23 protein-coding genes are annotated in these 22,324 nt (G+C 60.1%); 16 read left to right on the top strand and 7 right to left on the bottom strand.

Annotated elements, in window-relative coordinates:
* Positions 1-3 precede the first annotated feature (3 nt).
* The 8 genes from ACR0MV_RS17575 to rarD all read left to right on the top strand — a co-directional run bounded on the left by ACR0MV_RS17575 (position 4) and on the right by rarD (position 9,883).
* Complete coding sequence (locus ACR0MV_RS17575) at positions 4-384, top strand: GFA family protein (RefSeq protein ID WP_480703057.1); 381 nt, start codon at positions 4-6, stop codon at positions 382-384.
* A 15-nt stretch (positions 385-399) separates the two neighbouring features.
* A complete protein-coding gene (locus ACR0MV_RS17570) occupies positions 400-2,847 on the top strand; it encodes a GcvT family protein (protein WP_480703056.1) in 2,448 nt (815 codons plus the stop codon).
* An 18-nt stretch (positions 2,848-2,865) separates the two neighbouring features.
* Positions 2,866-3,342 (top strand): cupin domain-containing protein, encoded by a 477-nt coding sequence (locus ACR0MV_RS17565; RefSeq protein WP_480703055.1) that lies wholly within the window; start codon positions 2,866-2,868, stop codon positions 3,340-3,342.
* Positions 3,343-3,345: 3 nt separating this feature from the next.
* Positions 3,346-4,398: an alcohol dehydrogenase family protein gene (locus ACR0MV_RS17560; protein ID WP_480703053.1), complete on the top strand. Its 1,053-nt coding sequence runs from the start codon at positions 3,346-3,348 to the stop codon at positions 4,396-4,398.
* Positions 4,399-4,410: 12 nt separating this feature from the next.
* Positions 4,411-5,304 (top strand): homocysteine S-methyltransferase family protein, encoded by an 894-nt coding sequence (locus ACR0MV_RS17555; RefSeq protein ID WP_170427420.1) that lies wholly within the window; start codon positions 4,411-4,413, stop codon positions 5,302-5,304.
* Between the two features lie 10 nt (positions 5,305-5,314).
* Positions 5,315-6,289 carry a GlxA family transcriptional regulator gene (locus tag ACR0MV_RS17550; protein WP_170427419.1) on the top strand — a complete coding sequence of 325 codons (975 nt, stop codon included), beginning with the start codon at positions 5,315-5,317 and terminating at the stop codon, positions 6,287-6,289.
* A 90-nt stretch (positions 6,290-6,379) separates the two neighbouring features.
* Entirely contained in the window at positions 6,380-8,833 is a 2,454-nt protein-coding gene (locus tag ACR0MV_RS17545; protein ID WP_170427418.1) for a GcvT family protein, read from the top strand.
* Positions 8,834-8,977: 144 nt separating this feature from the next.
* Complete coding sequence (gene rarD / locus ACR0MV_RS17540; protein WP_170427417.1) at positions 8,978-9,883, top strand: EamA family transporter RarD; 906 nt, start codon at positions 8,978-8,980, stop codon at positions 9,881-9,883.
* Here rarD and ACR0MV_RS17535 read toward each other — a convergent pair.
* Positions 9,874-10,584 (bottom strand): SGNH/GDSL hydrolase family protein, encoded by a 711-nt coding sequence (locus ACR0MV_RS17535; RefSeq protein WP_170427416.1) that lies wholly within the window; start codon positions 10,582-10,584, stop codon positions 9,874-9,876. The genes rarD and ACR0MV_RS17535 overlap by 10 nt on opposite strands.
* 2 nt (positions 10,585-10,586) lie before the next feature.
* Complete coding sequence (locus ACR0MV_RS17530) at positions 10,587-10,997, bottom strand: nuclear transport factor 2 family protein (protein ID WP_480703052.1); 411 nt, start codon at positions 10,995-10,997, stop codon at positions 10,587-10,589.
* 96 nt (positions 10,998-11,093) lie between these two features.
* On the opposite strand from ACR0MV_RS17530, the gene ACR0MV_RS17525 reads away from it, so the two are divergent.
* Entirely contained in the window at positions 11,094-11,741 is a 648-nt protein-coding gene (locus ACR0MV_RS17525) for an RluA family pseudouridine synthase (RefSeq protein WP_480703051.1), read from the top strand.
* 2 nt (positions 11,742-11,743) lie between these two features.
* Here ACR0MV_RS17525 and ACR0MV_RS17520 read toward each other — a convergent pair whose 3' ends face one another.
* A complete protein-coding gene (locus ACR0MV_RS17520) occupies positions 11,744-11,929 on the bottom strand; it encodes a hypothetical protein (protein ID WP_480703050.1) in 186 nt (61 codons plus the stop codon).
* Between the two features lie 103 nt (positions 11,930-12,032).
* Here ACR0MV_RS17520 and ACR0MV_RS17515 point away from each other — a divergent pair, with 103 nt between their 5' ends.
* From ACR0MV_RS17515 to ACR0MV_RS17500, 4 genes are all read left to right on the top strand, one after another.
* A complete protein-coding gene (locus ACR0MV_RS17515; RefSeq protein WP_170427412.1) occupies positions 12,033-12,740 on the top strand; it encodes a helix-turn-helix transcriptional regulator in 708 nt (235 codons plus the stop codon).
* 89 nt (positions 12,741-12,829) lie between these two features.
* Positions 12,830-13,501, top strand: a complete 672-nt coding sequence (locus ACR0MV_RS17510) for a YiaD family glycine zipper/OmpA-like lipoprotein (RefSeq protein ID WP_480703049.1) — start codon at positions 12,830-12,832, stop codon at positions 13,499-13,501.
* Between the two features lie 114 nt (positions 13,502-13,615).
* On the top strand, positions 13,616-14,158 hold the full coding sequence (locus ACR0MV_RS17505; protein WP_480703048.1) for an NADPH-dependent FMN reductase: 543 nt from the start codon (positions 13,616-13,618) through the stop codon (positions 14,156-14,158).
* 49 nt (positions 14,159-14,207) lie between these two features.
* Positions 14,208-15,008 (top strand): HTD2 family dehydratase, encoded by an 801-nt coding sequence (locus tag ACR0MV_RS17500; protein WP_480703047.1) that lies wholly within the window; start codon positions 14,208-14,210, stop codon positions 15,006-15,008.
* Here the strand turns inward: ACR0MV_RS17500 and ACR0MV_RS17495 are convergent.
* The gene (locus tag ACR0MV_RS17495; RefSeq protein ID WP_480703046.1) at positions 15,000-16,040 is read right to left on the bottom strand and encodes an NAD(P)/FAD-dependent oxidoreductase; all 1,041 of its coding nucleotides are present in this window, start codon (positions 16,038-16,040) and stop codon (positions 15,000-15,002) included. The genes ACR0MV_RS17500 and ACR0MV_RS17495 overlap by 9 nt on opposite strands.
* 49 nt (positions 16,041-16,089) lie before the next feature.
* On the opposite strand from ACR0MV_RS17495, the gene mnmC2 reads away from it, so the two are divergent.
* Both mnmC2 and ACR0MV_RS17485 read left to right on the top strand, forming a co-directional pair.
* Positions 16,090-16,755 (top strand): tRNA (5-methylaminomethyl-2-thiouridine)(34)-methyltransferase MnmC2, encoded by a 666-nt coding sequence (mnmC2, locus tag ACR0MV_RS17490; RefSeq protein WP_480703044.1) that lies wholly within the window; start codon positions 16,090-16,092, stop codon positions 16,753-16,755.
* Positions 16,752-17,621 (top strand): DMT family transporter, encoded by an 870-nt coding sequence (locus ACR0MV_RS17485; RefSeq protein ID WP_170468007.1) that lies wholly within the window; start codon positions 16,752-16,754, stop codon positions 17,619-17,621. Before mnmC2 ends, ACR0MV_RS17485 begins: the two co-directional genes overlap by 4 nt.
* On the opposite strand, the gene ACR0MV_RS17480 is transcribed toward ACR0MV_RS17485, so the two are convergent.
* Entirely contained in the window at positions 17,595-19,559 is a 1,965-nt protein-coding gene (locus ACR0MV_RS17480; RefSeq protein ID WP_480703043.1) for a lytic transglycosylase domain-containing protein, read from the bottom strand. The genes ACR0MV_RS17485 and ACR0MV_RS17480 overlap by 27 nt on opposite strands.
* A 133-nt stretch (positions 19,560-19,692) precedes the next feature.
* Here ACR0MV_RS17480 and dapA point away from each other — a divergent pair, with 133 nt between their 5' ends.
* Positions 19,693-20,565: a 4-hydroxy-tetrahydrodipicolinate synthase gene (dapA, locus tag ACR0MV_RS17475; protein WP_480703042.1), complete on the top strand. Its 873-nt coding sequence runs from the start codon at positions 19,693-19,695 to the stop codon at positions 20,563-20,565.
* Positions 20,566-20,696: 131 nt separating this feature from the next.
* Here dapA and ACR0MV_RS17470 read toward each other — a convergent pair whose 3' ends face one another.
* Positions 20,697-21,569 carry a dimethyl sulfoxide reductase anchor subunit family protein gene (locus ACR0MV_RS17470; protein ID WP_480703041.1) on the bottom strand — a complete coding sequence of 291 codons (873 nt, stop codon included), beginning with the start codon at positions 21,567-21,569 and terminating at the stop codon, positions 20,697-20,699.
* On the bottom strand, positions 21,569-22,318 hold the full coding sequence (locus tag ACR0MV_RS17465; protein WP_480703040.1) for a 4Fe-4S dicluster domain-containing protein: 750 nt from the start codon (positions 22,316-22,318) through the stop codon (positions 21,569-21,571). Before ACR0MV_RS17465 ends, ACR0MV_RS17470 begins: the two co-directional genes overlap by 1 nt.
* Positions 22,319-22,324: the final 6 nt, after the last annotated feature.

The raw sequence follows: 22,324 nt of genomic DNA, 5'->3' as shown, positions 1-22,324 counted from the left end.
CTGATGCACAAAGCTTCATGCCTATGCGGCGCGGTCGCGTTCGCGATTGACGGAGAGCTGTCGCCGCCTTCGGTGTGCCATTGCGGGCAATGCCGCAAGCAATCGGGGCATGTCTGGGCCTCGACATGGACGCATCAGGACAACCTGAGTTTTACCGCCAGCGACACACTGGCCTGGTTCCGTGCTTCGGACACGGCCCGCCGCGGCTTCTGCCGAACCTGCGGGTCCTTCCTTTTCTGGCAGCACAAGGACGAAGACACGATTTCGATTTCCATGGGGGCGTTCGACACGCCTACCGGACTATACCTCGCCCGGCACATCTTCGTGGCCGACAAGGGCGATTACTATGACATCACGGACGATCTGCCCCAAAGGGCACAGTAACAGGGATCAAAACCAATGAGTGATTTTCCGACAAAAGCCCGCGTGGTTATCATCGGTGGCGGTGTGGTTGGCGCCTCATCGCTGTATCATCTGGCCAAGAAGGGCTGGACCGACTGCGTTCTGCTGGAAAAGAACGAACTGACCGCCGGGTCGACTTGGCACGCGGCGGGCAACGTGCCGACCTTCTCGACCTCATGGGCGATCATGAACATGCAGCGGTATTCGACCGAGCTGTATGCGCGTTTGGGCGAAGAGGTCGACTATCCTATGAACTACCATGTCTCGGGCTCGATCCGTCTGGCGCATAGCAAAGAACGGATGCAGGAGTTTGAGCGCGCCCTGTCGATGGGTCGTTATCAGGGCATTCCTATGGAAATGTGGACCCCTGAGCAGGCCAAAGAGCGGTATCCGTTCCTTGAAATCCATGACCTTGAGGGCGTGCTGTACGACCCGACCGATGGTGACATTGATCCGGCGCAGCTGACGCAGGCACTGGCCAAGGGTGCACGTGATATGGGTCAGAAAATCATCCGCTTTTGCCCGGCCACCGGCGTGACCCAGCATGACGACGGCACATGGACCGTGCACACGGATAAGGGCGATATCGCCTGTGACTATGTGGTCAACGCCGCCGGTTATTATGCGCAGCGTGTGGGCGAGATGTTCAAGCCCTTTGGCGGTCGCACCGTGCCTGCGATGGTCATGAGCCACCAGTACCTGCTGACCGACGAGGTGCCCGAGGTCGAGGCTTGGTCGAAAGAAAACGGCGGCAAGCTGCCCCTGCTGCGCGATGTGGACGTGTCCTACTACCTGCGGCAGGAAAAGAACGGCTTTAACCTTGGTCCCTATGAACCGAACTGCAAGGGCCATTGGATGACCGAGGACGATCCAATGCCCGAGGATTTCAGCTTTCAACTTTGGAACGATGATCTGGACCGGATCGAGGATATCGTCACCGACGCGATGGAACGCGTTCCGTTGATGGCAACCTCGGGCGTTGGTCGCGTCATCAATGGACCGATCCCCTATGCGCCGGACGGGCTGCCTCTGATTGGCCCAATGCCGGGCGTCAAAAACGCGTTTGAGGCACACAGCTTTACCTTCGGCATCGCTCAGGGCGGTGGTGCAGGCAAAGTGCTGGCCGAATGGATCGTCGATGGTCACACCGAATGGGACATGTGGGCTGTCGATCCGCGCCGTTACACAGACTACACAGATCAGGACTACTGCAACCAAAAGGGCATGGAGGTCTATGGCAACGAATATGCCATGCACTTCCCCCATCACGAATGGCCCGCCGCACGCGACAAAAAACTGTCGCCGGTGCATGACAAGGTCAAAGCGCTGGGCGGCGTGATGGGTGTCTATAACGGTTGGGAGCGGGCCAATTGGTTCGCAAAGCCGGGCGATGACACATCGCTTGAGGCGACCCATACCTGGGGTCGGTCCGGCCCGTGGGAGCAGCGGATCCAAGAAGAATGCGAGGCCGTGCGAGACCATTGTGGCGTGCTAGATCTGCCAGGCTTCTCGCGCTTCATGGTCAAGGGAGAGGGCGCCGCTGAGGCGCTGCGCGGCCTCGCAACCGGTGGGTTGCCCAAGGTCGGCCGGATGAACCTCATCTATGTCTCTGACGACCGTGGTCGCATTCTGACCGAGATGTCCTGTATCCGTCTGGGAGAGGATGAGTTCGTCATGATTACTGCCGCTACTGCGCAGTGGCATGACCGTGACATCCTGATGAACGCGATGCCGGCGAGTGTTTCGATCGAGGATGTCACCACGACACGCGACACGCTGATCGTCACCGGCCCGAAATCGCGTGAGATCCTGTCGGGTATGACGGATGCCGATCTGACCTCGGGATGGCTGACGCACCAGTCGGCCACCGTTGCAGGCCAGCCTGCCTATCTGATCCGCGTCTCCTTCGCGGGTGAGCTGGGATGGGAAGTCCACGCTCTGAACGAGCATATGCCTGCGATCTATGACGCGATCATCGATGCCGGTGCCAAACCGTTCGGGATGTATGCTCTGAACTCGCTGCGCATCGAAAAGGGTTACCGTGCCTGGAAGGGCGACCTGTCGACCGACTACTCGCTGCTGGAAGGCGGTCTTGGGCGGTTCGTCAAACTGGACAAGCCGCAGGACTTCCCGGGCAAGGCCGCGATCTTGAATGAGAAACAGCAGGGCGTGAAGAAGTCGTTTGTCACGTTGACCGTGGATGCGGGCGATTGTGACGCGCCGTATATGTCCTGCATTTGGCAAGGTGATCAGATCGTGGGCGAGACCACCTCGGGCGCATGGGGATACCGCGTTGGAAAATCCATCGCGCTGGGCATGATCAAGGCCGAGCTTGCGAACCCAGGCACCGAGCTTGAGGTCGAAATCTACGGCCAAAAGTGCCGCGCTGTGGTAGAGCAGGATCAACCGCTTTGGGATCCCGAGAACGAGCGGTTGCGCGCTTAACTTCTTGCGGAGACCGCCATGAGCAAACGATACGCCAAACTGGGACCCGGTGAGGGTCCCAACTATGACTGGGAAAACGACCATACCTTTGTGAAGGTTTCCGGTCAGGACACGGATGGCGCATACACGCTTATGGAAGACAATCTGAAGGCCAGCTTCGCGCTTGGCCTTCATCGTCATGATACCCACGCCGAGACCTTCTATTTCCTGGAAGGTGAGGTGGATTTCTATGTCGATGGCGATTGGTATCGGTGCACGCCGGGAACAACGATCCATGTCCCGCCCGGAGTACCCCATGCCTCCCGCGTCGCGAACGCAGCGCCTGCCCGAATGCTGATGATCTTTCAGCCTTCGGGGTTTGATGGTTTTCTGGCCGAGCTGGCAAAGATGAATGAGGCTGATTTCGCGGACGAGGCGAAAATGGCCGCATTGAATGCGAAATATGACATTGTCCCGATGGGACCCGTGCCAGCGCATCCAGACGACAAAGGTTAAAGCATGACAATTCCAACCACGATGGCAGGCGTTTACCTTACGCGTCACGGTGGTCCCGAAGCACTTGAATGGCGCGACGATATTCCCGTGCCGACGCCCGGTTCGGGTCAGGTTCTGGTGCGGGTCGCAGCAGCGGGTGTCAACAACACCGACATAAACACGCGGATCGGATGGTATTATTCGGACGTGACGGGTGCCACGGATGAGGTCGATCAGGACGTTGACGCAGGTGGCTGGGGCGGGGCGCTGACCTTTCCTCGGATTCAGGGCGGGGACCTGTGCGGTATCGTTGAAATGGCTGGCTCAGAGACCGGGTTTAAGGTCGGGCAACGGGTGACCTGCCCGATCAACCTGCCACGTCCGCGCCCCGGTCATCCTACAGCGTTTATCGCCTTGGGGTCCGAAATCGACGGGGCGTTCGCACAATATTGCCTTGTCGAGGCAGACGACCTGTACGATGTTACCGCTTCTCCGCTGTCAGATGTCGAGATCGCTGCAATCCCGTGCGCTTTTGGCACCGCCGAAAACCTTCTGACCCGCGCCGGTGTCACCTCTGGGCAAAAGGTTCTGATCACCGGGGCCTCGGGCGGGGTTGGGCTGGCAGCGGTGCAACTGGCCGCCTTGCGCGGCGCTTCGGTCTGGGGTGCCACCAGCCCGGCCAAGGCGGAAGTGGTCATGTCGCAGGGCGCATCAGGCACCTACGACCGCAATGCGCCACTTCCAAAAGACATGTTCGACGTTGTGATTGACGTCGTGGGCGGCCCGGCGTGGCCTGGCTTGATCCTGGCTCTGAAACCCGGCGGGCACTACGCCGTTTCAGGTGCAATCGCCGGTCCGATCGTCGAGGCCGACCTGCGCGACATTTACCTGCGGGACATCACCATTCACGGCTGTACTCATCAGGCTTTTGACGTCTTTGGCCGCCTTGTCGAGATGATGAATTCGGGACGCATCAAACCTTTGGTTTCCAAGACCTATCCGCTAAGAGACATTGCCAAAGCGCAAGAGGATTTTCAGTCCAAAGCGTTGCCGGGAAAACTCGTACTTATTCCGTAAGGAGATTGGCACATGGCGGACATCACACTTCTGGATGGCTCAATCGGGCAGGAACTGGTCAAACGGAGCGGGGACAGGGCAACCCCGCTGTGGTCAACGCGCGTGATGATGGACTATCCGGATCTGGTTGGAGACGTGCACGCGGACTATTTTCGCCGGGGCGCGACCGTTGCGACGACCAACACCTACGCGGTTCACCGGTCGCGACTGGAACGCGTTGGGTTAGAAGATCAACTGGCCGACTTGATTGGCGTGGCAGTGTCGCAGGCCTGCCAGGCTCGGGACGGTGGCAAAGGGCGCGTTGCTGGGGCGCTGGGACCGTTGCTGGCGTCTTACCGACCCGATTTGAAGCCAGACGTGGAACAAGCCGCAGAAAAGTTCGCGGAAATCGTTCAACTCATGGCCAATGACGTCGATCTGTTTCTGATCGAAACAGTCTCTTCCGTGCAGGAAGCCGAAGGTGCCCTGCGCGGTACAGAGAAGGCAGGGAAGCCTGTCTGGCTTGCGCTTACGGTGATGGACGACGATGGCACACGTCTGCGATCTGGCGAGCCGCTCTCGGATGTCGCGCCACTGGTGGAGCGGTACAATCCTGACGCCGTATTGATCAACTGCTCGCGACCCGAGGCTATTCCGGCGGCCTTGGACATTCTGGCTACGATGGGGCGGCCCTTCGGGGCCTATGCCAACGGGTTCACTGAGATATCCGAGGGGTTTTTGAAAGACGCGCCAACCGTTGACGCGTTGGAGCAGCGACAAGATCTGGGACCCAGAGTGTACGCCGATCACGCCATGGCCTGGATTGCCCAAGGCGCCACGATCGTCGGCGGGTGCTGCGAAGTCGGCCCCGACCACATCGAGGCCCTCGCCAACAGCCTGCGCGCCGCCGGGCACCGGATCGTCTGAGAGGAACGCGATGCCCGCAACGCCAAAACCTTCAACCGTCAACCGCCAGCACCACTTCGATATCGTGGTTGCGCCCGGCTACGTGCTGTTGGAGCTGGCGTCATTGGTCGAAGTGCTGCGTCTGGCGAACCGCGTTTGCCCGAACCCGCCTTTCACCTTTACCTACCGCTCGCTGAGGGGGGGACCGATCGCCAGCAGCAGCGACGCGACGGTGCAGACCGAGCGCGTCCCAGCGCAGCCCAACGCAGACTACCTGTTTGTCATTGGCAACTCTGATCCTGACCACCCGGACCTGTCGCTTGGGCGGATCGTGTCGGATTACACCTTCCGCGGCGCACAAGTCTTTCTGTTGGCCGAAGCTGCGAGTCGTTACATCGACGAACACGGCACCGAGGACATGTCGACCCATTGGGAAAACGCGTCTTTCCTGCGCGAGCGCCGAGCGCGATTCGAGGCCAAGCTGTCCATTGCAACAGAACAAGGCGCCGTTGTGACTTGCGCCGGAATGGAGGCCACAACCGATGTGGCCTTGGCCGTGATCGGGCGTCACATATCCGGGCCGACTCGAATGACGGTAGCTGATATCATGTTGCACGAAAACATTCGTGATTTCTCATCTCTGCAGCCGTTCTCTGGTTCAAAGACCACCGCGACCGGCGATGCCAAGCTGGATCAGTGTATCAAACTGATGCAGGCCAATATCGAAGATCCGCTGCCTATTAACGAAATCGTCCAGGCGCTGAACCTGTCGAACCGGTCGCTGGAGCGCAAATTCAAAACCTATTTCGGAACAACGCCCAACGGGTTTTATCGTGAGATGCGGTTGGCCAAGGCGAACAACCTTCTGCTGAACACCACGATGACCGTGCGGGATATCGGTCTTGCCTGCGGTTTCCCCAATGGGTTCTCGTCAGTCTACAAAAGCTTTTTCGGCGTGACGCCCTTTGTTCTGAGGCGCGAAAAACGACAAGTCAAACAGCGGTGATTTTCGCAAAAGAGCTGACGTTTTTCATGCATTCTGCGTCGCTCTTTCATGGCATTTTGGGTGGAAACTCATAAAGCGGAGTCATTCACAATGGCTGATCTTCCAAACAAGGCCCGCGTGGTCATCATCGGTGGCGGCGTCATCGGATGTTCGGTGGCGTATCACCTGACCAAGAAGGGCTGGAAAGACGTAGTGCTGCTGGAGCGCAAGCAGCTGACCAGCGGCACGACCTGGCATGCGGCCGGTCTGATCGCGCAGCTGCGCGCGACAGCGAACATGACCAAGCTGGCGAAGTACAGTCAGGAACTTTACGGCTCGCTTGAAGAGGAGACCGGCGTAGCCACAGGGTTCAAGCGCTGCGGATCGATCACTGTTGCCCTCTCCGAAGAGCGTAAAGAAGAGATCTATCGTCAGGCTGCCATGGCGCGCGCCTTTGGTGTTGAGGTCGAAGAGATCTCGAACGAGCGTGTGCAGGAGCTGTATCCCCATATCAACCTCGAAGGCGTCAAAGGCGCGGTGTACCTGCCCTTGGACGGTCAGGGTGATCCGGCCAACATCGCACTAGCGCTGGCCAAGGGCGCGCGTCAGCGCGGCGGTATCGTCAAGGAACGCGTGAAAGTCACCGACATCGTCAAGCAAGGCCGCAAGGTGACCGGCGTTGACTGGGTTGCCGACGACGGCAGCGCATCGGGTCATATCGAATGCGATATGGTGGTGAACTGCGCGGGTATGTGGGGCCACGAAGTGGGCCGCATGGCGGGAACAAACGTTCCGCTGCATGCGTGCGAACATTTCTATATCGTGACCGAGAATATCGACGGCTTGACCCAACTGCCGGTTCTGCGCGTGCCGGATGAGTATGCGTATTATAAGGAAGACGCAGGCAAAATCCTGTTGGGCGCATTTGAACCGGAATCAAAGCCATGGGCGATGGATGGCATTCCGGACTCGTTTGAATTCGATCAGTTGCAGGAAGACTTCGACCATTTTGAGCCAATCCTGGAAAAGGCCGTCGACCGTATGCCGATGTTGGCCGAAGCTGGGATTCATACCTTCTTCAATGGACCCGAGTCGTTTACCCCAGACGACGCCTATCACCTGGGTCTCGCGCCGGAGATGGACAATGTATGGGTTGCAGCGGGCTTCAACTCGATCGGTATCCAATCCGCCGGTGGCGCGGGAATGGCGCTGGCCGAGTGGATGGACAGCGGTGAGAAACCGTTCGATCTGGGTGATGTCGACATCAGCCGGATGCAGCCGTTTCAGGGAAACAAGAAGTACCTGTTCGAACGCTCGAAGGAAACGCTGGGCCTGCTCTATGCAGACCACTTCCCTTATCGCCAAAAAGCCACCGCGCGTGGCGTGCGCCGCACCCCGTTCCATCACCACCTGCTGGAGCAGGGCGCAGTCATGGGCGAGTTAGCAGGTTGGGAACGCGCCAACTGGTTCGCGAATGAAGGGCAAGAACGGGAATACCAGTACAGCTGGAAGCGCCAGAACTGGTTCGAGAATTCGGCCGCTGAACATAAAGCTGTGCGCGAGAACGTGGGCATGTACGACATGTCCTCGTTCGGCAAAATCCGCGTCGACGGTCCCGACGCCGAAGCGTTCATGAACTATGTCGGCGGCGGCGATTACTCGGTGGCCAATGGCAAGATCGTCTATACCCAGTTCCTCAACCGCGCAGGCGGGATCGAGGCGGACGTGACCGTCACGCGCCTGACCGAGACCTCTTATCTGGTGGTGACTCCGGCGGCGACCCGTTTGGCCGACCAGACGTGGATGCAGCGCCATGCGGGCAATTTCAACGTTGTCATCACCGATGTCACGGCGGGCGAAGGCGTTCTGGCGATCATGGGCCCGAATGCGCGTACTCTGTTGGAAAAAGTCTCGCCCAACGATTTCACCAACGCGACCAACCCGTTTGGCACCGCGCAGGAAATCGAGATCGGTATGGGCCTGGCCCGTGCCCACCGCGTGACCTATGTCGGTGAGCTTGGGTGGGAAATCTATGTCTCATCCGATATGGCCGGCCACGTGTTCGAAACCCTGCACGAAGCAGGGCAGGACATGGGGCTAAAGCTGTGCGGCATGCATATGATGGACAGTGCCCGGATCGAAAAGGGTTTCCGTCACTTCGGCCACGACATCACTTGCGAAGACCACGTTGTGGATGCCGGCCTTGGCTTTGCCGTCAAGGTCGACAAGGGCAGCGACTTCATTGGTCGCGAGGCGGTGATCGCACGCAAGGAAAGCGGGCCTCACAATCGCCTCGTCCAGTTCAAACTGACCGACCCGGAACCGCTGCTGTTCCATAACGAACCGATCATTCGGGACGGTGAGTATGTGGGCTATTTGTCCTCGGGCAACTATGGCCACACGCTGGGCGGCGCGATTGGTCTGGGCTATGTGCCCTGCGAAGGTGAAAAGGCGGCAGACGTGCTGGCCTCGACGTACGAGATCGACGTCTGCGGCGTCAAAGTCAAGGCCGAAGCGTCGCTTAAGCCGATGTACGATCCGAAATCGGAACGCGTTAAAGTGTAACGCTGAAAGTTGGGAAACGGGGCGCTTCGGCGCCCCTTTTTGTTGAACCCATCAATTTTGTTGATGTGAGAGTTCACTGTTTTCGCAGTTTTCAAACCCGCCTGACCTGCCGTAAAGACAAACGGTATCAGCCGGAGGCCAAAGATGGCGGAAGTCGCGACACCCCCACAGAACGAGGACACGCCCAAGGGTCTTGCCCTTGCAGTGACGGCCTACACGTTGTGGGGTTTTCTGCCGCTTTACATGAAAGCGTTGGCCCATATCGGCCCTGTCGAAATCGTGGCGCATCGGATTGTCTGGTCGGTGCCTGTGGCGGGATTGTTGCTGATAGCGCTGGGTCGAACCAAAGACCTAAAGGCCGCTTTGCAGAACCCGAAGATGCTGGGCATGGCGTGTTTGACGGCCGCTTTGATCTCGGTGAATTGGGCCATTTATGTCTGGGCCATCGCCAGTGGAAATGCCTTGGACGCTGCGCTGGGCTACTACATCAACCCGCTGTTTAGCATTGCCTTGGGAGCGATCCTGCTGCGCGAGCCGTTGACCCGGACGCAATTGGTGGCGGTCGGATTGGCCGCTTTGGGCGTGCTGGTATTGGTGGTCGAGGCGGGTCGGTTGCCTTGGGCGGCGCTGGGGCTGACAGTCAGTTGGGGGTTTTATGCGTTCTTCAAACGATCACTGCCAATCGGTCCAAATCAGGGCTTTTTGCTAGAGGTACTGATCCTGTTGATCCCGGCTTTGGTCTATATCACCTGGTTGGGCGCGGAGGGCACCGGCCATTTTGGCATGGCGGCTCAGGATACCGCGCTGCTGGCGTGCGCAGGCATCGTTACCGCGGTTCCGCTGCTGGTTTATGCCAACGGGGCCAAACTGGTTCGGCTGTCCACCATGGGAATTCTGCAATACATCGCGCCGACGATGATCTTTGTCACCGCGATCACCTTGTTCGGAGAGCACATCGACCGGGGCCGTATGATCGCCTTCCCGCTGATCTGGGCCGCGCTGATTGTCTATACGATCCCGATGGTCCGTCAGATGAAGCGTCAGGCCTGACGGATCAGATCAGCCGCTGCGTCCGCCCACAAGCGATACGCTTTCGGGCTGGGGTGATACCCGTCAGGGGCGGCAAGGGCTGGATCATCCGGGAAGGTCACCGACAGGTGGCGCGCCTGAGGAAACGTTGCGGCGACCTGTTTCAGTCCCTGATCCAGTCGCGCGGCCTGACGCCCCAGAACCCAAGCCAAAGGCTGCGGCAGCGCCGGAAATCGATCCATTTGCGGTACAGCCGTAACAACGACGCGGCGTACGCCAAGAGCGTTCGTCAGATGATCCAGCAAACGGGTCTGCAGCGCGGTGAACTTCTGTTGCGTGACAGCACGGGTGACATCATTCACGCCCAAGGCTGTCACGGCTGCATCAAAGCGGCCTTCAAGGCGCTCCAGTTGTTCAAGCGTATCTTGCGTCGTGTGGCCGGTTGTGGCCTCCAGCCGCCACTCGACACTGTAATGTCGGGCCAGCCGAGCGACCAGAAACCCCGAAAGCGCCTGCTGCTGTCGACCCGCCCCGACACCTGCCGCCGAACTGTCACCCGCAATCAACAGCCGTAGCCGGGGCCCACGCCCCTCTCGCCCTGCGCGCGGGCCCAGGGGTTCAGGCAACTGTTGGGCTTTGCGGCGCACAGATACCACCTGTGCCGCCAAAACAGGCAGCAGAGGGACGCGCAAGATCTGATCGGCGGCGATAGGAGCGGGCATGGTCAGCTGAGCGCGTTTTTGTATTCCAGGAAACGCGGGTCTTTCATTACCCGGGCCATCATTGCTTCGCGCAGTGCGCCAATGGTTTTGTAAGGCCGCATGACCACTTCGAACGTTTCGATCAAGCCATCGTCGTTGAGGGTGATCAGATCGACACCAACCGCGTCCAGGTCGCCAACCTTGCACTGAAACTCCAACGCCCAGTCGTTGCCATCGCCCATGATCCGGCGATAGCGAAAGTCAGAAAACACCTGGCCAACATGCCCCAGCACAGCGGCAACCGGTTCGCGCCCGGTCCAGGTGCTGTAATAGGTGGGCGGGGAAAACCGCACATCCTCGGCCAGCAATTCGTGGATCAGGCTTTCATCGCCTTTGGCAACAACTTCTTGCATGCGCGCGATTGTGGGGTGCATGGTCTCTCCTCCGCTTTGGCCCGAGAGTTGCTGAACCGATCCGTTCAGGCAAGCCCGACGTTGCGGGAAGTCGCGCCCTGCGTTAGGCAGACGCGCATGAGCGAGACCTATGATCCCCCGAAAACGCCGTTGGACGTGCTGCACGAGGATACGCAACTGATCGTGGTGAACAAGCCTTCGGGGTTGTTGTCCGTACCAGGACGCGGCGAGCACATGGCCGATTGTCTGCTGACCCGCGTGCAGGCAGCGTTTCCGCAGGCGCTGCTCGTGCACCGGTTGGATCGGGATACCTCAGGTGTCATGGTTTTTGCGCAGACACCGCACGCTCAGCGTCATTTGAGCATGCAGTTCGAGAAACGTCAGACCCGTAAGACCTATGTTGCGCGCGTCTGGGGTCGTATCGAAGCAAAGACCGGAACCGTCGATCTGCCGCTGATCGTGGATTGGCCCAACCGACCGCGTCAGATGGTCTGTCATGAGACGGGCAAGCCTGCCGTGACGGACTGGCGGGTTGTCAAATACGAAGGTGAGACGACGCGCGTCCGGCTGTTTCCGAAAACCGGGCGGTCCCATCAGCTGCGCGTTCATATGCAGGCGCTGGGCCATCCCATTCTTGGGGACCCGTTCTATGCTGAAGGGTCAGCGCGGGATTTCCCGCGGCTGATGCTGCATTCGGAAGAGTTGCGCCTGAAAAGTCCCGAGGGCGGAGTTTCAATGAAATTCCGCGCCCCGGCTGACTTCTGATCTCAGGCGGTGTTGGTCCACAGCATCTTGAGATTGCCCAACGAAAACCGTCTCGTTCGTTTACGCGGCGCGCAGGGCTGACGCGCAGTCATGATCTCTTGTTCGATTTCGAAGGCACGCAAGGTGTGATCCTGCGCCCAGCGATCCAGCTTGAGTGTCATCATCACGTGATTGTCGCGGCTTGGCATGATCGGCCTCCTTTGGTTGGTTCACCAAAGATCACCGATCACTCCTGACATCACCCTGTCAGGGGGCTGTGCTAGAGTGTCAGCAGACTGTCCGGAGAACCCCATGCGCCGCTCGACCCGCCTTTTTGAAATTATCCAGATTTTGCGCGCAGCTCAGGCGCCTGTGACAGCCGAAGCGCTGGCTGAAAAGCTTGAGGTGTCGGTGCGCACGGTCTACCGCGACATCGCCGCATTGCAGGCACAGCGTACCCCGATCGAAGGTGAGGCCGGCGTGGGATACCTGATGCGGCGCGGTTATGACCTGCCGCCTTTGAACTTCGATGCCGAAGAGGTCGAGGCGCTGTGGGTCGGGCTATCGATGCTGGCGCGCACCGGTGACAGCACCTTGCAACAGGCCGCAGACCGAGTGTGTCGCAAGATTGATGCGCTGCGCGCCCCTGCCGATTGGCTGCAGGTCGCCCCTTGGGGGGCGCCGATGGATGACCCCGCCAAGGGCTGCGTGCCCGTGGTGAATTACCGCGAGGCGATCCGCGCCGAGCGCAAAATTCGCCTGACTTATGTCAACGCCGAAGGCGAGCGGACCGAGCGGATCGTTCGGCCTGTCGCGCTGATCTATCACATCGAATGCACCATGCTGGCTGCTTGGTGCGAATTGCGGGGCGGCTTCCGCCATTTTCGAACTGATCGGATATGGGCCTGCGAAATGACAGAGGAACACTTCTGCGGTCAGGGCGCGCCGTTGCGAGCAATCTGGCAAGACCAGACCGAGTGGGACGCCGCGGAACGGCGGCAAATTGCCGACTTCACCTGATTGTTGCTTGAGCCTAAGCCGAGGGGGCGCGATATACTGCCCCAAACAAAGCGGGTCCGATGAACGGGCCCAGAGCAGAAGGTGATTTCATGACGATTTCCAAGAGTGTTGTTGCCGCCGGGCTGTGCTCGGCCATGTTTTTGGGGGCATGTACCGATCCCGGTACGTTGAACCTGCCCTCGGATCCAAATCAGAATGCCAAGCAAGGCGCAATTCTGGGCGGCCTGATCGGTGCAGGCGTCGGTGCCATCGCCAACGGTTCAGACCCGCTGCTGGGCGCGGTGGCCGGGGGCGCGATTGGCGCAGCAGGTGGTGGCCTGATCGGTAACCAGCTGGACAAACAAGCAGCCGAACTGCGCCAGCAACTGGCCAACCAGGGGATCATCGTTACCAACGCCGGTGATCGTCTGATCGTGACTGTGCCGAATGATATCACCTTTGACACCGATAGCGCCACCGTACGCCCGGCGCTTCGGGCGGATCTGGTGCGGGTGGGACAGAATCTGGTGAACTACCCCAACTCGAACGTTCAGGTTGTCGGCAATACCGACAGTGACGGTGATGCGGCCTACAATCAGGGCCTTTCAGAACGTCGCGCGCGCGCCGTGGCGGACATTCTGCAGGCGAATGGCGTCAGCGGCGCTCGTATTTCGACGGTCGGGCAGGGTGAAAGCCGCCCCATTGCCTCGAACCTGACGCCGGAAGGCAAAGCTCAGAACCGCCGCGTCGATATCGAGATAATCCCCAACGGGAACACGTAATGCTTGGGGCACCTTCGGGTGCCCTTTTTCGCACATTGACTGCGCGTCATCCGGGCTTTGGTCCGCGCCAGACTTGAGCTAGCTATTGGCCAAACACCACAGCGGAGTTTCCCAATGTCTGAACCCATCCTGCTGAGCCTGTCCGGCTCGTTGCGCCAAAGTGCCACCAACCGCAAGCTGCTGCGTGAAGCGGCCCGGTTGTTCGAACCCGGTACGCATATCGAGGCTGACCTGAACCTGCCTTTGTATGATGGTGACCTTGAGGATGGCGAGGGCATTCCCGAAGCCGTGCAAACCCTGTCCGATCAGATCGCGCAGGCGCATGCAGTGATCATTTCGACCCCGGAATACAACAAGGGCCCGTCTGGCGTTCTGAAAAACGCGCTGGACTGGGTCAGCCGCACCGATGGCCGCCCCTGGGCCGACAAGCCTGTGGCCGTGATGTCGGCTGCTGCGGGTCGCGCAGGTGGTGAGCGGGCACAGATGATCTTGCGCAGCTATATGGTGCCGTTTCAACCTCGCATCCTGCAGGGGCCTGAAATCCATCTGGCCAGCAGTTCGGATGAATTTGTCGAGGATGGCAAACTGCGCAGCGAACGCTATGAGAATTCGTTGCGGACACTGATGCAGAAACTACGGGCCGAGGCCGGGTTCTGATCGCGTAACACCGCTTGCCGGGTCGTATCGGTCTGCCTAATCTGCGGCCATGACGCAGGACACACAGACCGATGTGATGGACCCGGCCCGCACCGCCGCGCTGCAGGTGGCGCTGGGGTTTGAGGAACGGATCGGGGCAGGCGACCGGCTGCCGCCCTTTTTCCACCAGTTGTATTTCTGGTCGCCCCAGCCACCCTCAGGTTTGGGGCGGGATGGACATCCGAAAGTCGGGGGCGGTCTGATCCCTGACATGGGCCTGCCGCGCCGGATGTGGGCCGGAGGACGTCTGCAGTTTCACAAGCCCCTCATCGCGGGTTCGATGGCGCAGCGCCGCTCTGTTCAGGAAAGTGCGACTTCAAAAACCGGACGAACAGGTCCGCTGGGCTTTGTCACCTTGCGGCATGACGTTTTACAGGACGGCCATCTTTGCCTGACCGAATGGCAAGATCTGGTCTATCGGCAAGACCCTTCAAAGACGGACATCAAACCGAAAGCCCCCGTGTCACGTACGGATGAAACCGATCAGCGAGAGGTCGCTTTCGATTCCACGCTTCTGTTCCGCTACTCAGCGCTGACCTTCAACGGGCATCGTATCCACTATGATCTGGACTATGCCCGCGACGTCGAAGGCTATGACGGCCTGGTGGTCCATGGCCCGCTGCTGGCCCAGCTTCTAATGCTGTTCGCCGAAGACCTGATGGGGCCGCTGGCAGAGTTTTCATTCCGGGCGTCATCGCCGCTGATGCATTTTGAAACGGCCACCTTGTGTCGAAACGGTCAGGCGATGTGGGTGCGCGGACCCGATGGCCGGCAATGCATGACTGCTGAGGCACTGCCGCAGTCAGAGTGACGCCTCGGGCCGAAAATCGTCCGGGATCGTGTCGCGGTTGTCCAGAACCAGATCGGCCATGACCTCGGCGACTTTCGGGGCCATGCCAAAGCCGATCTTGAAACCTCCGTTGGCGATGAACTGTCCTTGATGCAAGGGATGCGCGCCCAACATCGGCGCGCGACTTTTGCTGCGGGGGCGCACGCCTGCCCATCTTTCGATGACCTCTGCGCCGTGAAGAACCGGCACCGCGCGCATGGCGCGGTCCAACACATCGTCCAACGCTGCGTCCGTGCTGGTCGGATCGTCATAGTCCCGTTCCGAGGTCGAGCCGATCGCCAGTGTGCCATCCGCATGTGGAATGAAGTGGATCGCGTCCGCAAACAGCTGCGGCACCTCGCCAGCGTCAAACCGCAGCAGTGCGGCCTGTCCTTTGACACCATTGCCGACAGTTTTGCCCAACGCGCCGTTCAGTTCCTGCAATCCGGCCAATCCGGTCGCATGAACAACCTGCCCCTGGTCAGGCGCTTCGGTCATGACCTTGACGCCCATAACGGCCAGCGCTGCGACCAATGCGGCGCAGGCGCGGCGGGGATGCATGCGAGCGCTTAGCGTGTCGTGGATGACGAAACCTGTGGGGCTGGGCGGGCACCAAGCGCCGACCTCAGCGGTTTTTACAACCCGCCATTCTGCGCGACCCTGCCACAGCTCTGCCGCTGTGCCTGCGCGGGCATGGGCCAGCACCAGCGTGCGCTCGTCGGCGATAGGCTGCAAACGGCCCAGCCTAGCATAACCGGGTGAGACGCCGCCTGTCGCCTCGACCTGTTTCCAGAACGGCTCGGCCATGATCAGGCTGTCGAACTGAAAGGCCTTCTTCGCATTCCAGTTCTCGGGCACGTGCGGGGCCAGCGCGCCGACCAGTCCGCCGCTGGACCCCGCGCCGGGGCCAAACGGATCGACGACCTGAACCTTTGCGCCGCGCCGGGCGCAGGTCCATGCGATGGACAGACCAAAGATGCCAGCCCCACGCACCGTCACATCGACCATTGCCATTCCCCTTTTCCTTGTTCAGTGTCGCGCCGCTTAGCTACAGGATTCCCCGATGGCAGACCAGCGTGCCGAACTGACTTGGACCGAGGATCAGATTCCCGTCTCGGATCGTTTTGACGACCCCTACTACTCGTTGCAAAACGGGCTGGAAGAGACGCGGCACGTGTTTCTGGCAGGCAATGACCTACCCGCGCGGTTCGCGCCGGGTTTTCACATCGCCGAACTGGGCTTTGGAACGGGCCTGAACATGCTGACCGTCTGGTCGGAATGGGAAAGCGCGGGCCAGACCACTCCGCTGTCCTTTACCAGTTTCGAAGCATATCCGATGGAGCCTGAGGATATGGCCCGCGCGTTGGCGGCCTTCCCCGAACTTGCGCCATGGTCGGAACGGTTTCTGGCGCAATGGCAGGGCGGAACGTGCGATCTGGGCACGCTGCGGCTGGAGGTTGTCGAAGGCGACGCACGCCAAACCTTGCCCGCATGGGGGGTGGTGGCAGATGCGTGGTTTCTGGACGGGTTCTCTCCGGCAAAAAACCCCGAGCTTTGGGGGGCGGATCTGATGCAGCACGTCGCCGATCACACCGCAGCAGGGGGCACTGCGGCAACATACACAGCAGCAGGTTTCGTGCGACGCGGATTGGAGGAGGCCGGATTTTCCGTCACCCGCACGCCCGGCTACGGCCGCAAACGCCATATGACTAGCGCGGTGAAACCTTGACGCAGCAGAATAACACACGCGCTGGTATCGCGCTGATGATCGGGGCCACCATCGTTTTTGCACTGCAGGACGGTATCTCGCGCCATCTGGCCGGGACGTATAATACCTACATGGTGGTGATGATCCGCTACTGGTTCTTTGCAGCCTTCGTGATTGCCCTAGCCGCCCGCGCGCCCGGAGGGTTGAAGGCGACCACCCGGACCAGCCAGCTCAAGTTGCAAATCTTCCGTGGCTTGCTTTTAGCCGCCGAGATCTGTGTCGCGGTGTTCAGCTTCACAGTTCTTGGCCTGATCGATGCGATGGCCGTGTTCATCTGCTATCCCTTGCTGGTTGCCGCGCTCAGCGGGCCGGTTCTGGGTGAACAGGTCGGGTGGCGGCGGTGGGCTGCGATTGGGGTCGGCTGTATCGGTGTTCTGATCATTCTGCAGCCCGGTATCGGCGTGTTTAACCCATGGGCCATCGTGCCGCTGATCTCGGCCCTGATGTTTGCAGTCTACGGATTGCTGACGCGATATGCGTCGCGTCGTGACAGCACGGCTACCAGCTTTTTCTGGACCGGTGTTAGCGGGGCCGTCGCCATGACGCTGGTCGGCATGTGGTTCTGGGAGCCTATGGCCCAAGCCGACTGGGCATGGATGGCCGTGCTATGCGTCAGCGGTGTTCTGGGGCACTGGCTGCTGATCAAATGCTATGAAATGGCCGAGGCCAGCGCGGTTCAGCCCTTCGCCTATTTCCATCTGGTCTGGAGCGCCATTCTCGGCATCTCGATCTTTGGCGAGACGCTGCGCCCAGAGGTGGTCATAGGCGCAGCACTGGTTGTGGCCGCCGGTCTGTTCACCCTATGGCGCGAACGACGCCAGGGTTGACCCGACCAATTCCTGCGAAAACGGAATGGGCAGAGCAGGCTCGCCCAGACGGGCGCGATAGACCGGCAGACTTTCTGCGACCCGCATCACATAGTTTCGGGTCTCGCTGAACGGAATCGTTTCGATCCAGTCGACCACGTCGATCTGCCCCGCGCGCGGATCGCCATAGCGCTGCATCCACGAGATTGGGCGGCGTGGACCTGCGTTATACCCTGCCGCCATCATCACGACATTGCCGTTGAAATCAGCGGCGAGGCTGGACAGGTAGTTCGCGCCCAGCTTGGCGTTGTACTGCCAGTCCGAAGTCAGCTTGATTGTCTTATGACCACTGAGGATGCCCAGTTCCTTGGCGACCAGTTTTGCTGTGGCAGGCATGACCTGCATCAACCCCCGCGCGCCTGCGCCACTAATAACAACCGGATCAAACTCGCTTTCGCGGCGGGCGATGGCCAAGGTCATCTCTTTGGCCATAGGCAGCCCCATATCGGCGACCGGGTGAACCGGGTAATAGGCCGCAGGCAGAACGGTGCCGTAAGTCGCAGCACGTTTGGCGATCATCACGGCCAGATGCGGCTGTTTAAGTTCGATCACCAAGTCGCCAAGCTGATTGGCCTGAACCGGGTCCAGTTCTTCGACCAGATGCGTCAGGAAACGTTCCGACAGGTTGTCTTCATCTGCTTTCAGCAGCAGCAGTCCGGCCTCCAGCACGCTGGAGTTCGAAAACTCAGCCTGTTTCCAATGTGGTGCACGTCGTGGGTTGGCCAACTCGCTATCAAAAGGCCGCCCGATCTGTTCCGCGGCCAACAGACCGTAGAAAGACGTTTGATAATCCGCGCCCATCGCATAGGCGTCATAGGCCTTATCAGCATCGCCTTGTGCCGCGTAAGCGCGGCCCAGCCAGTATCCACCGCGCCCTTTCGAGATCGGAGATTTCACAGCCTCCGAGAAATTCTGGAAATGTCGGACGGCCGTGGCCGGATCGTTCAACTTGCGCAAGGCCAGAAAGCCGGAAAGCCACTCCAGATCCGCATAGCCATAGCCCATTTCGGGCGTCATGTGATGATTGGCGGCAATCTTGTAGGCGCGGCTGGCGTCGCCATTTCGCATCTCCAACCGGGCCAGTCGTCGCCGTCCTTCGGCCCATTTGTCCGGCTCGCCCAATGCATCAGGACCGGTCGAGCGCGCCAGCATCAGATCGATTGCGCTGTCGTCCAACTCTTTCTTGTCGCGCCAGACGAACCTGTCAAAGGCCAGCCCGGGTGTATCCTCCAGCGACTTCGGTACCGCGGCCACCTTGCCGTCGACACCTGGTTGCCGCTTCTGCAGAGCGATCCGCGCCTCGGCCAGCTTACGCTGATCCGAGCTGACCAAAGGCAGCATCTGTCCCGCGCTGACTAGGTGATTGTCCCATAGCATCCGGTCCAGCCTTGCGGCGTGATGGGGTTTCAGCAGCTTCCCAAAGTTCTCCAGATAGTCTTTCTGCAGACCGGATCCCATCGGCATCGTCCGCCAGGCGGTGACAATATCCGCCTCAGCGTCGCCCTGGCGACCCTTGGCCTTTAGCGCGACCGCATAGTTCAACGCGCCCTCGGCAGTCTGCGGCGGCACATCGGCATAGAATTTCAGAACACGATCCGGGTCGGCCCCGGTGAACACCGGCTCGCTCTTGCGGCGTAGCCAGGCCAAACCCGGCCAGTCGGGGCGGCGGTCCAGAAAGACCAGAACATCACCCGAGCTGCCAAATCCTTCGCGCAGCCAGTGCCAAACGATAATGTCCCGCGTCACCGACCCTCGTGCACCTGAAACGCGTAGGGCTTCGTTCCAGTCACCCTTGCGCATCTCATTCATGCCGGCCCGCAGATCTCCTGCCGCGTCGGCCCGCACCTGTGTGCCCGAAACCAGAATCACGGCCACCAAAACCGCCAGAAAGCGTGTCATCCCTTGCATTCCCCAACCAACCAAGGATACAGCCATTCAGGATAAACCTTGCGCCGTCGGGATCAACTCAAGAAAGCGAAATTCCTGACCTTCCGCGACGCAAAAAATACAAACTGCACCTAAGGAGCGTGTCATGTTCAAAGGCTCTATGCCAGCCCTCGTCACCCCGTTCAAAAACGGCGAGTTGGACTTGGATACGCTCAAACGTTTGGTTGAATGGCAGATTCAGGAAGGCTCGACCGGGCTGGTCCCCGTCGGTACGACCGGTGAGAGCCCAACGCTGAGCCATGAAGAGCATGAGATCGTCGTGGCTGAAGTTGTCAAAGCCGCCGCGGGTCGCGTCCCTGTTATTGCCGGTGCCGGGTCAAACAACACCGTTGAGGCCATTCGCTTTGTCCGATTCGCCGAGCGTGTGGGCGCGGCGGCTGCTCTGGTCGTGACCCCTTACTACAACAAGCCGACCCAGAAGGGTCTGGTGATGCACTTCCGTGCCCTTCATGATTGCGCCGACATCCCGATCATCATCTACAACATCCCCGGACGGTCGGTCATCGACATGACGCCCGAAACCATGGGTGAGCTTGCGAAACTGCCGCGCATCATTGGTGTGAAAGACGCCACCGGTGACCTGGCTCGCGTCAGCCAGCAGCGTGCAAGCTGTGGCGCTGACTTCTGCCAGTTGTCCGGCGAGGACGCGACGGCGCTCGGCTTCAATGCGCATGGTGGGGTTGGCTGTATCTCGGTTACGGCGAACGTCGCGCCCAAACTGTGCGCGGAATTCCAGCAAGCCACGCTGGCTGGAGATTACAGCAAAGCGCTGGAATATCAGGACCGTCTGATGCCGCTGCACGAAGCGATCTTCATCGAGCCGGGCCTCGTTGGTGCCAAATACGCGCTCAGCAAACTAGGCCTGTGCAGCGAAGAGGTTCGTTCGCCCTTGGCCGAATTGGAGAGCAGCACCAAAGCCGCAATCGAGGCGGCGATGGCTCACGCAGGCCTGATTTAAAACCTGATTAGAAATTCAAAAGGGCGGCCCCGATTCCCGGGTGCCGCCCTTTTTCTATGTCGGATCCAGACTTCATCTGGCCAAAAATACCTCGGGGGAGGCGCGGCTTGCCGCGACGGGGGCAGCGCCCCCTATCGTTTCCCGTAATACAGGCCGACCACGTGTTCGGCTTGTGCAAAGAACAGCCAACGCGAGGTGGCGACGCCTGCCAGATGTGAAGCCACCGCCAACAGCGCCAGGAAATGGCTGAACGGCAACAGCAGCAGGACAACCGGCAGAACAAAGGCGAGCGCGAACGAGATGATCCGCAGCTTCTCGGCATGCTTGCGGCCGACCACGTGCACAAATTCGCGCAGCAGATAGTTGGTGCCCGTGTGCGGCGGCTCGAAGGCGCGTACTGTACCGCGATCCCCAAGACCCGTTGCAGTGCCCAGATCGGTGCCCGTTTCCGCTAGTGCCGTGTCGCCCTTCTTCCAGTACAGGATCTGCACCAGTGCAGCGATCAACAAGAGCGGCAACGCGATGCTCGTTTGTCCGGCCAGCAACGCGCCGCCTGCAAGACTGAAGCTGAGGAACATGGCCGGCGTCAGGTTCATGTTCCAGCGCGGAATGGTCTTCAGCTGCGTATAGATCATCGAGGTCGTGAAAACGGTCGCCAGCGAGAACAGCGTGCCGATCCAGCCCAGAAGGCTCCAGCGTTGGCCCAGAAAGACCACGCCGATTGCATAAAGTCCCATGACAATCAACGCGATGACCGCGCACCAGCCTTCGCGGCTAAGCCAGCTTGACCGCCATTGGGTGAAGGCCTTCAAAGCCCGTTCCGGGTGGCCGAGGTGGAAGGTCGAGGCCATAAGCCCACCCACGGCCAGCGCATAGGCGATGGCAAAGAACACGAAGGCCACCCAGCCCGAGACGTCCGGCAGGCCAAGGCCCAGAAAGAACAGAAGGCCAAAGCCTAGCCCAGACAGGGTTGTGAAGATGATAACTGAGGGTGCGGGATGCATCAGAGCTTCTCCAGAGTCTTGTCCAGCCAGCCAAGGAACCCTTTGGGTTCTTCGGCGACCGGCGCCAACAGCGGCGCAAGGATGTCGATATGTTCTTCGACATTGTCCTTGGGCCGGGGCGGCAGGTATTTGTTGACGGGCTTGGTGCCCATCTCGGGCATCAGGTCCATGCCTCCACGCTCGGCCACCAGTTTGCTGACATCGCTGTCTGGGTCGCCCAGATCGCCAAAGTGGCGGGCTCCGGCCGGGCAGGTGCGCACGCAGGATGGGACACGGTCCACTTCGGGCAGGTTCTCGTTGTAGATCCGGTCGACGCAGAGGGTACATTTCTTCATCACCCCTTCGGCCTGATCCAGCTCGCGTGCGCCGTAAGGGCAGGACCACGCGCACAGGCCGCAGCCGATGCAATCGCTTTCGTTCACCAGAACGATGCCATCCTCGACCCGCTTGTAGCTGGCCCCGGTGGGGCAAACGGTGACGCAGGGTGCGTCATCGCAATGCAGGCAGGATTTCGGGAAGTGGATGAGCTGCGCGTGGCCTTCAGCGGGCTGCACCTCATAGGAATGCACCCGGTTCAGGAAGGTGCCTGACGGGTTGGCACCATAGGCGTCCTGATCGGACAGGGGTGCGCCATAGTTTTCGGTGTTCCAGCCTTTGCACGAGATCACGCAGGCATGGCAGCCGACGCAAGTGTCTAGGTCGATGACCAGACCCATCTTGCGTTCAGTAGATTGGGGAAGTTGGGTCATGACTGC

Source organism: Ruegeria sp. BC3, assembly GCF_056539265.1.
Note: the sequence above shows the minus strand (reverse complement) of the source record. Positions and strands in the feature narration are given on the sequence as shown.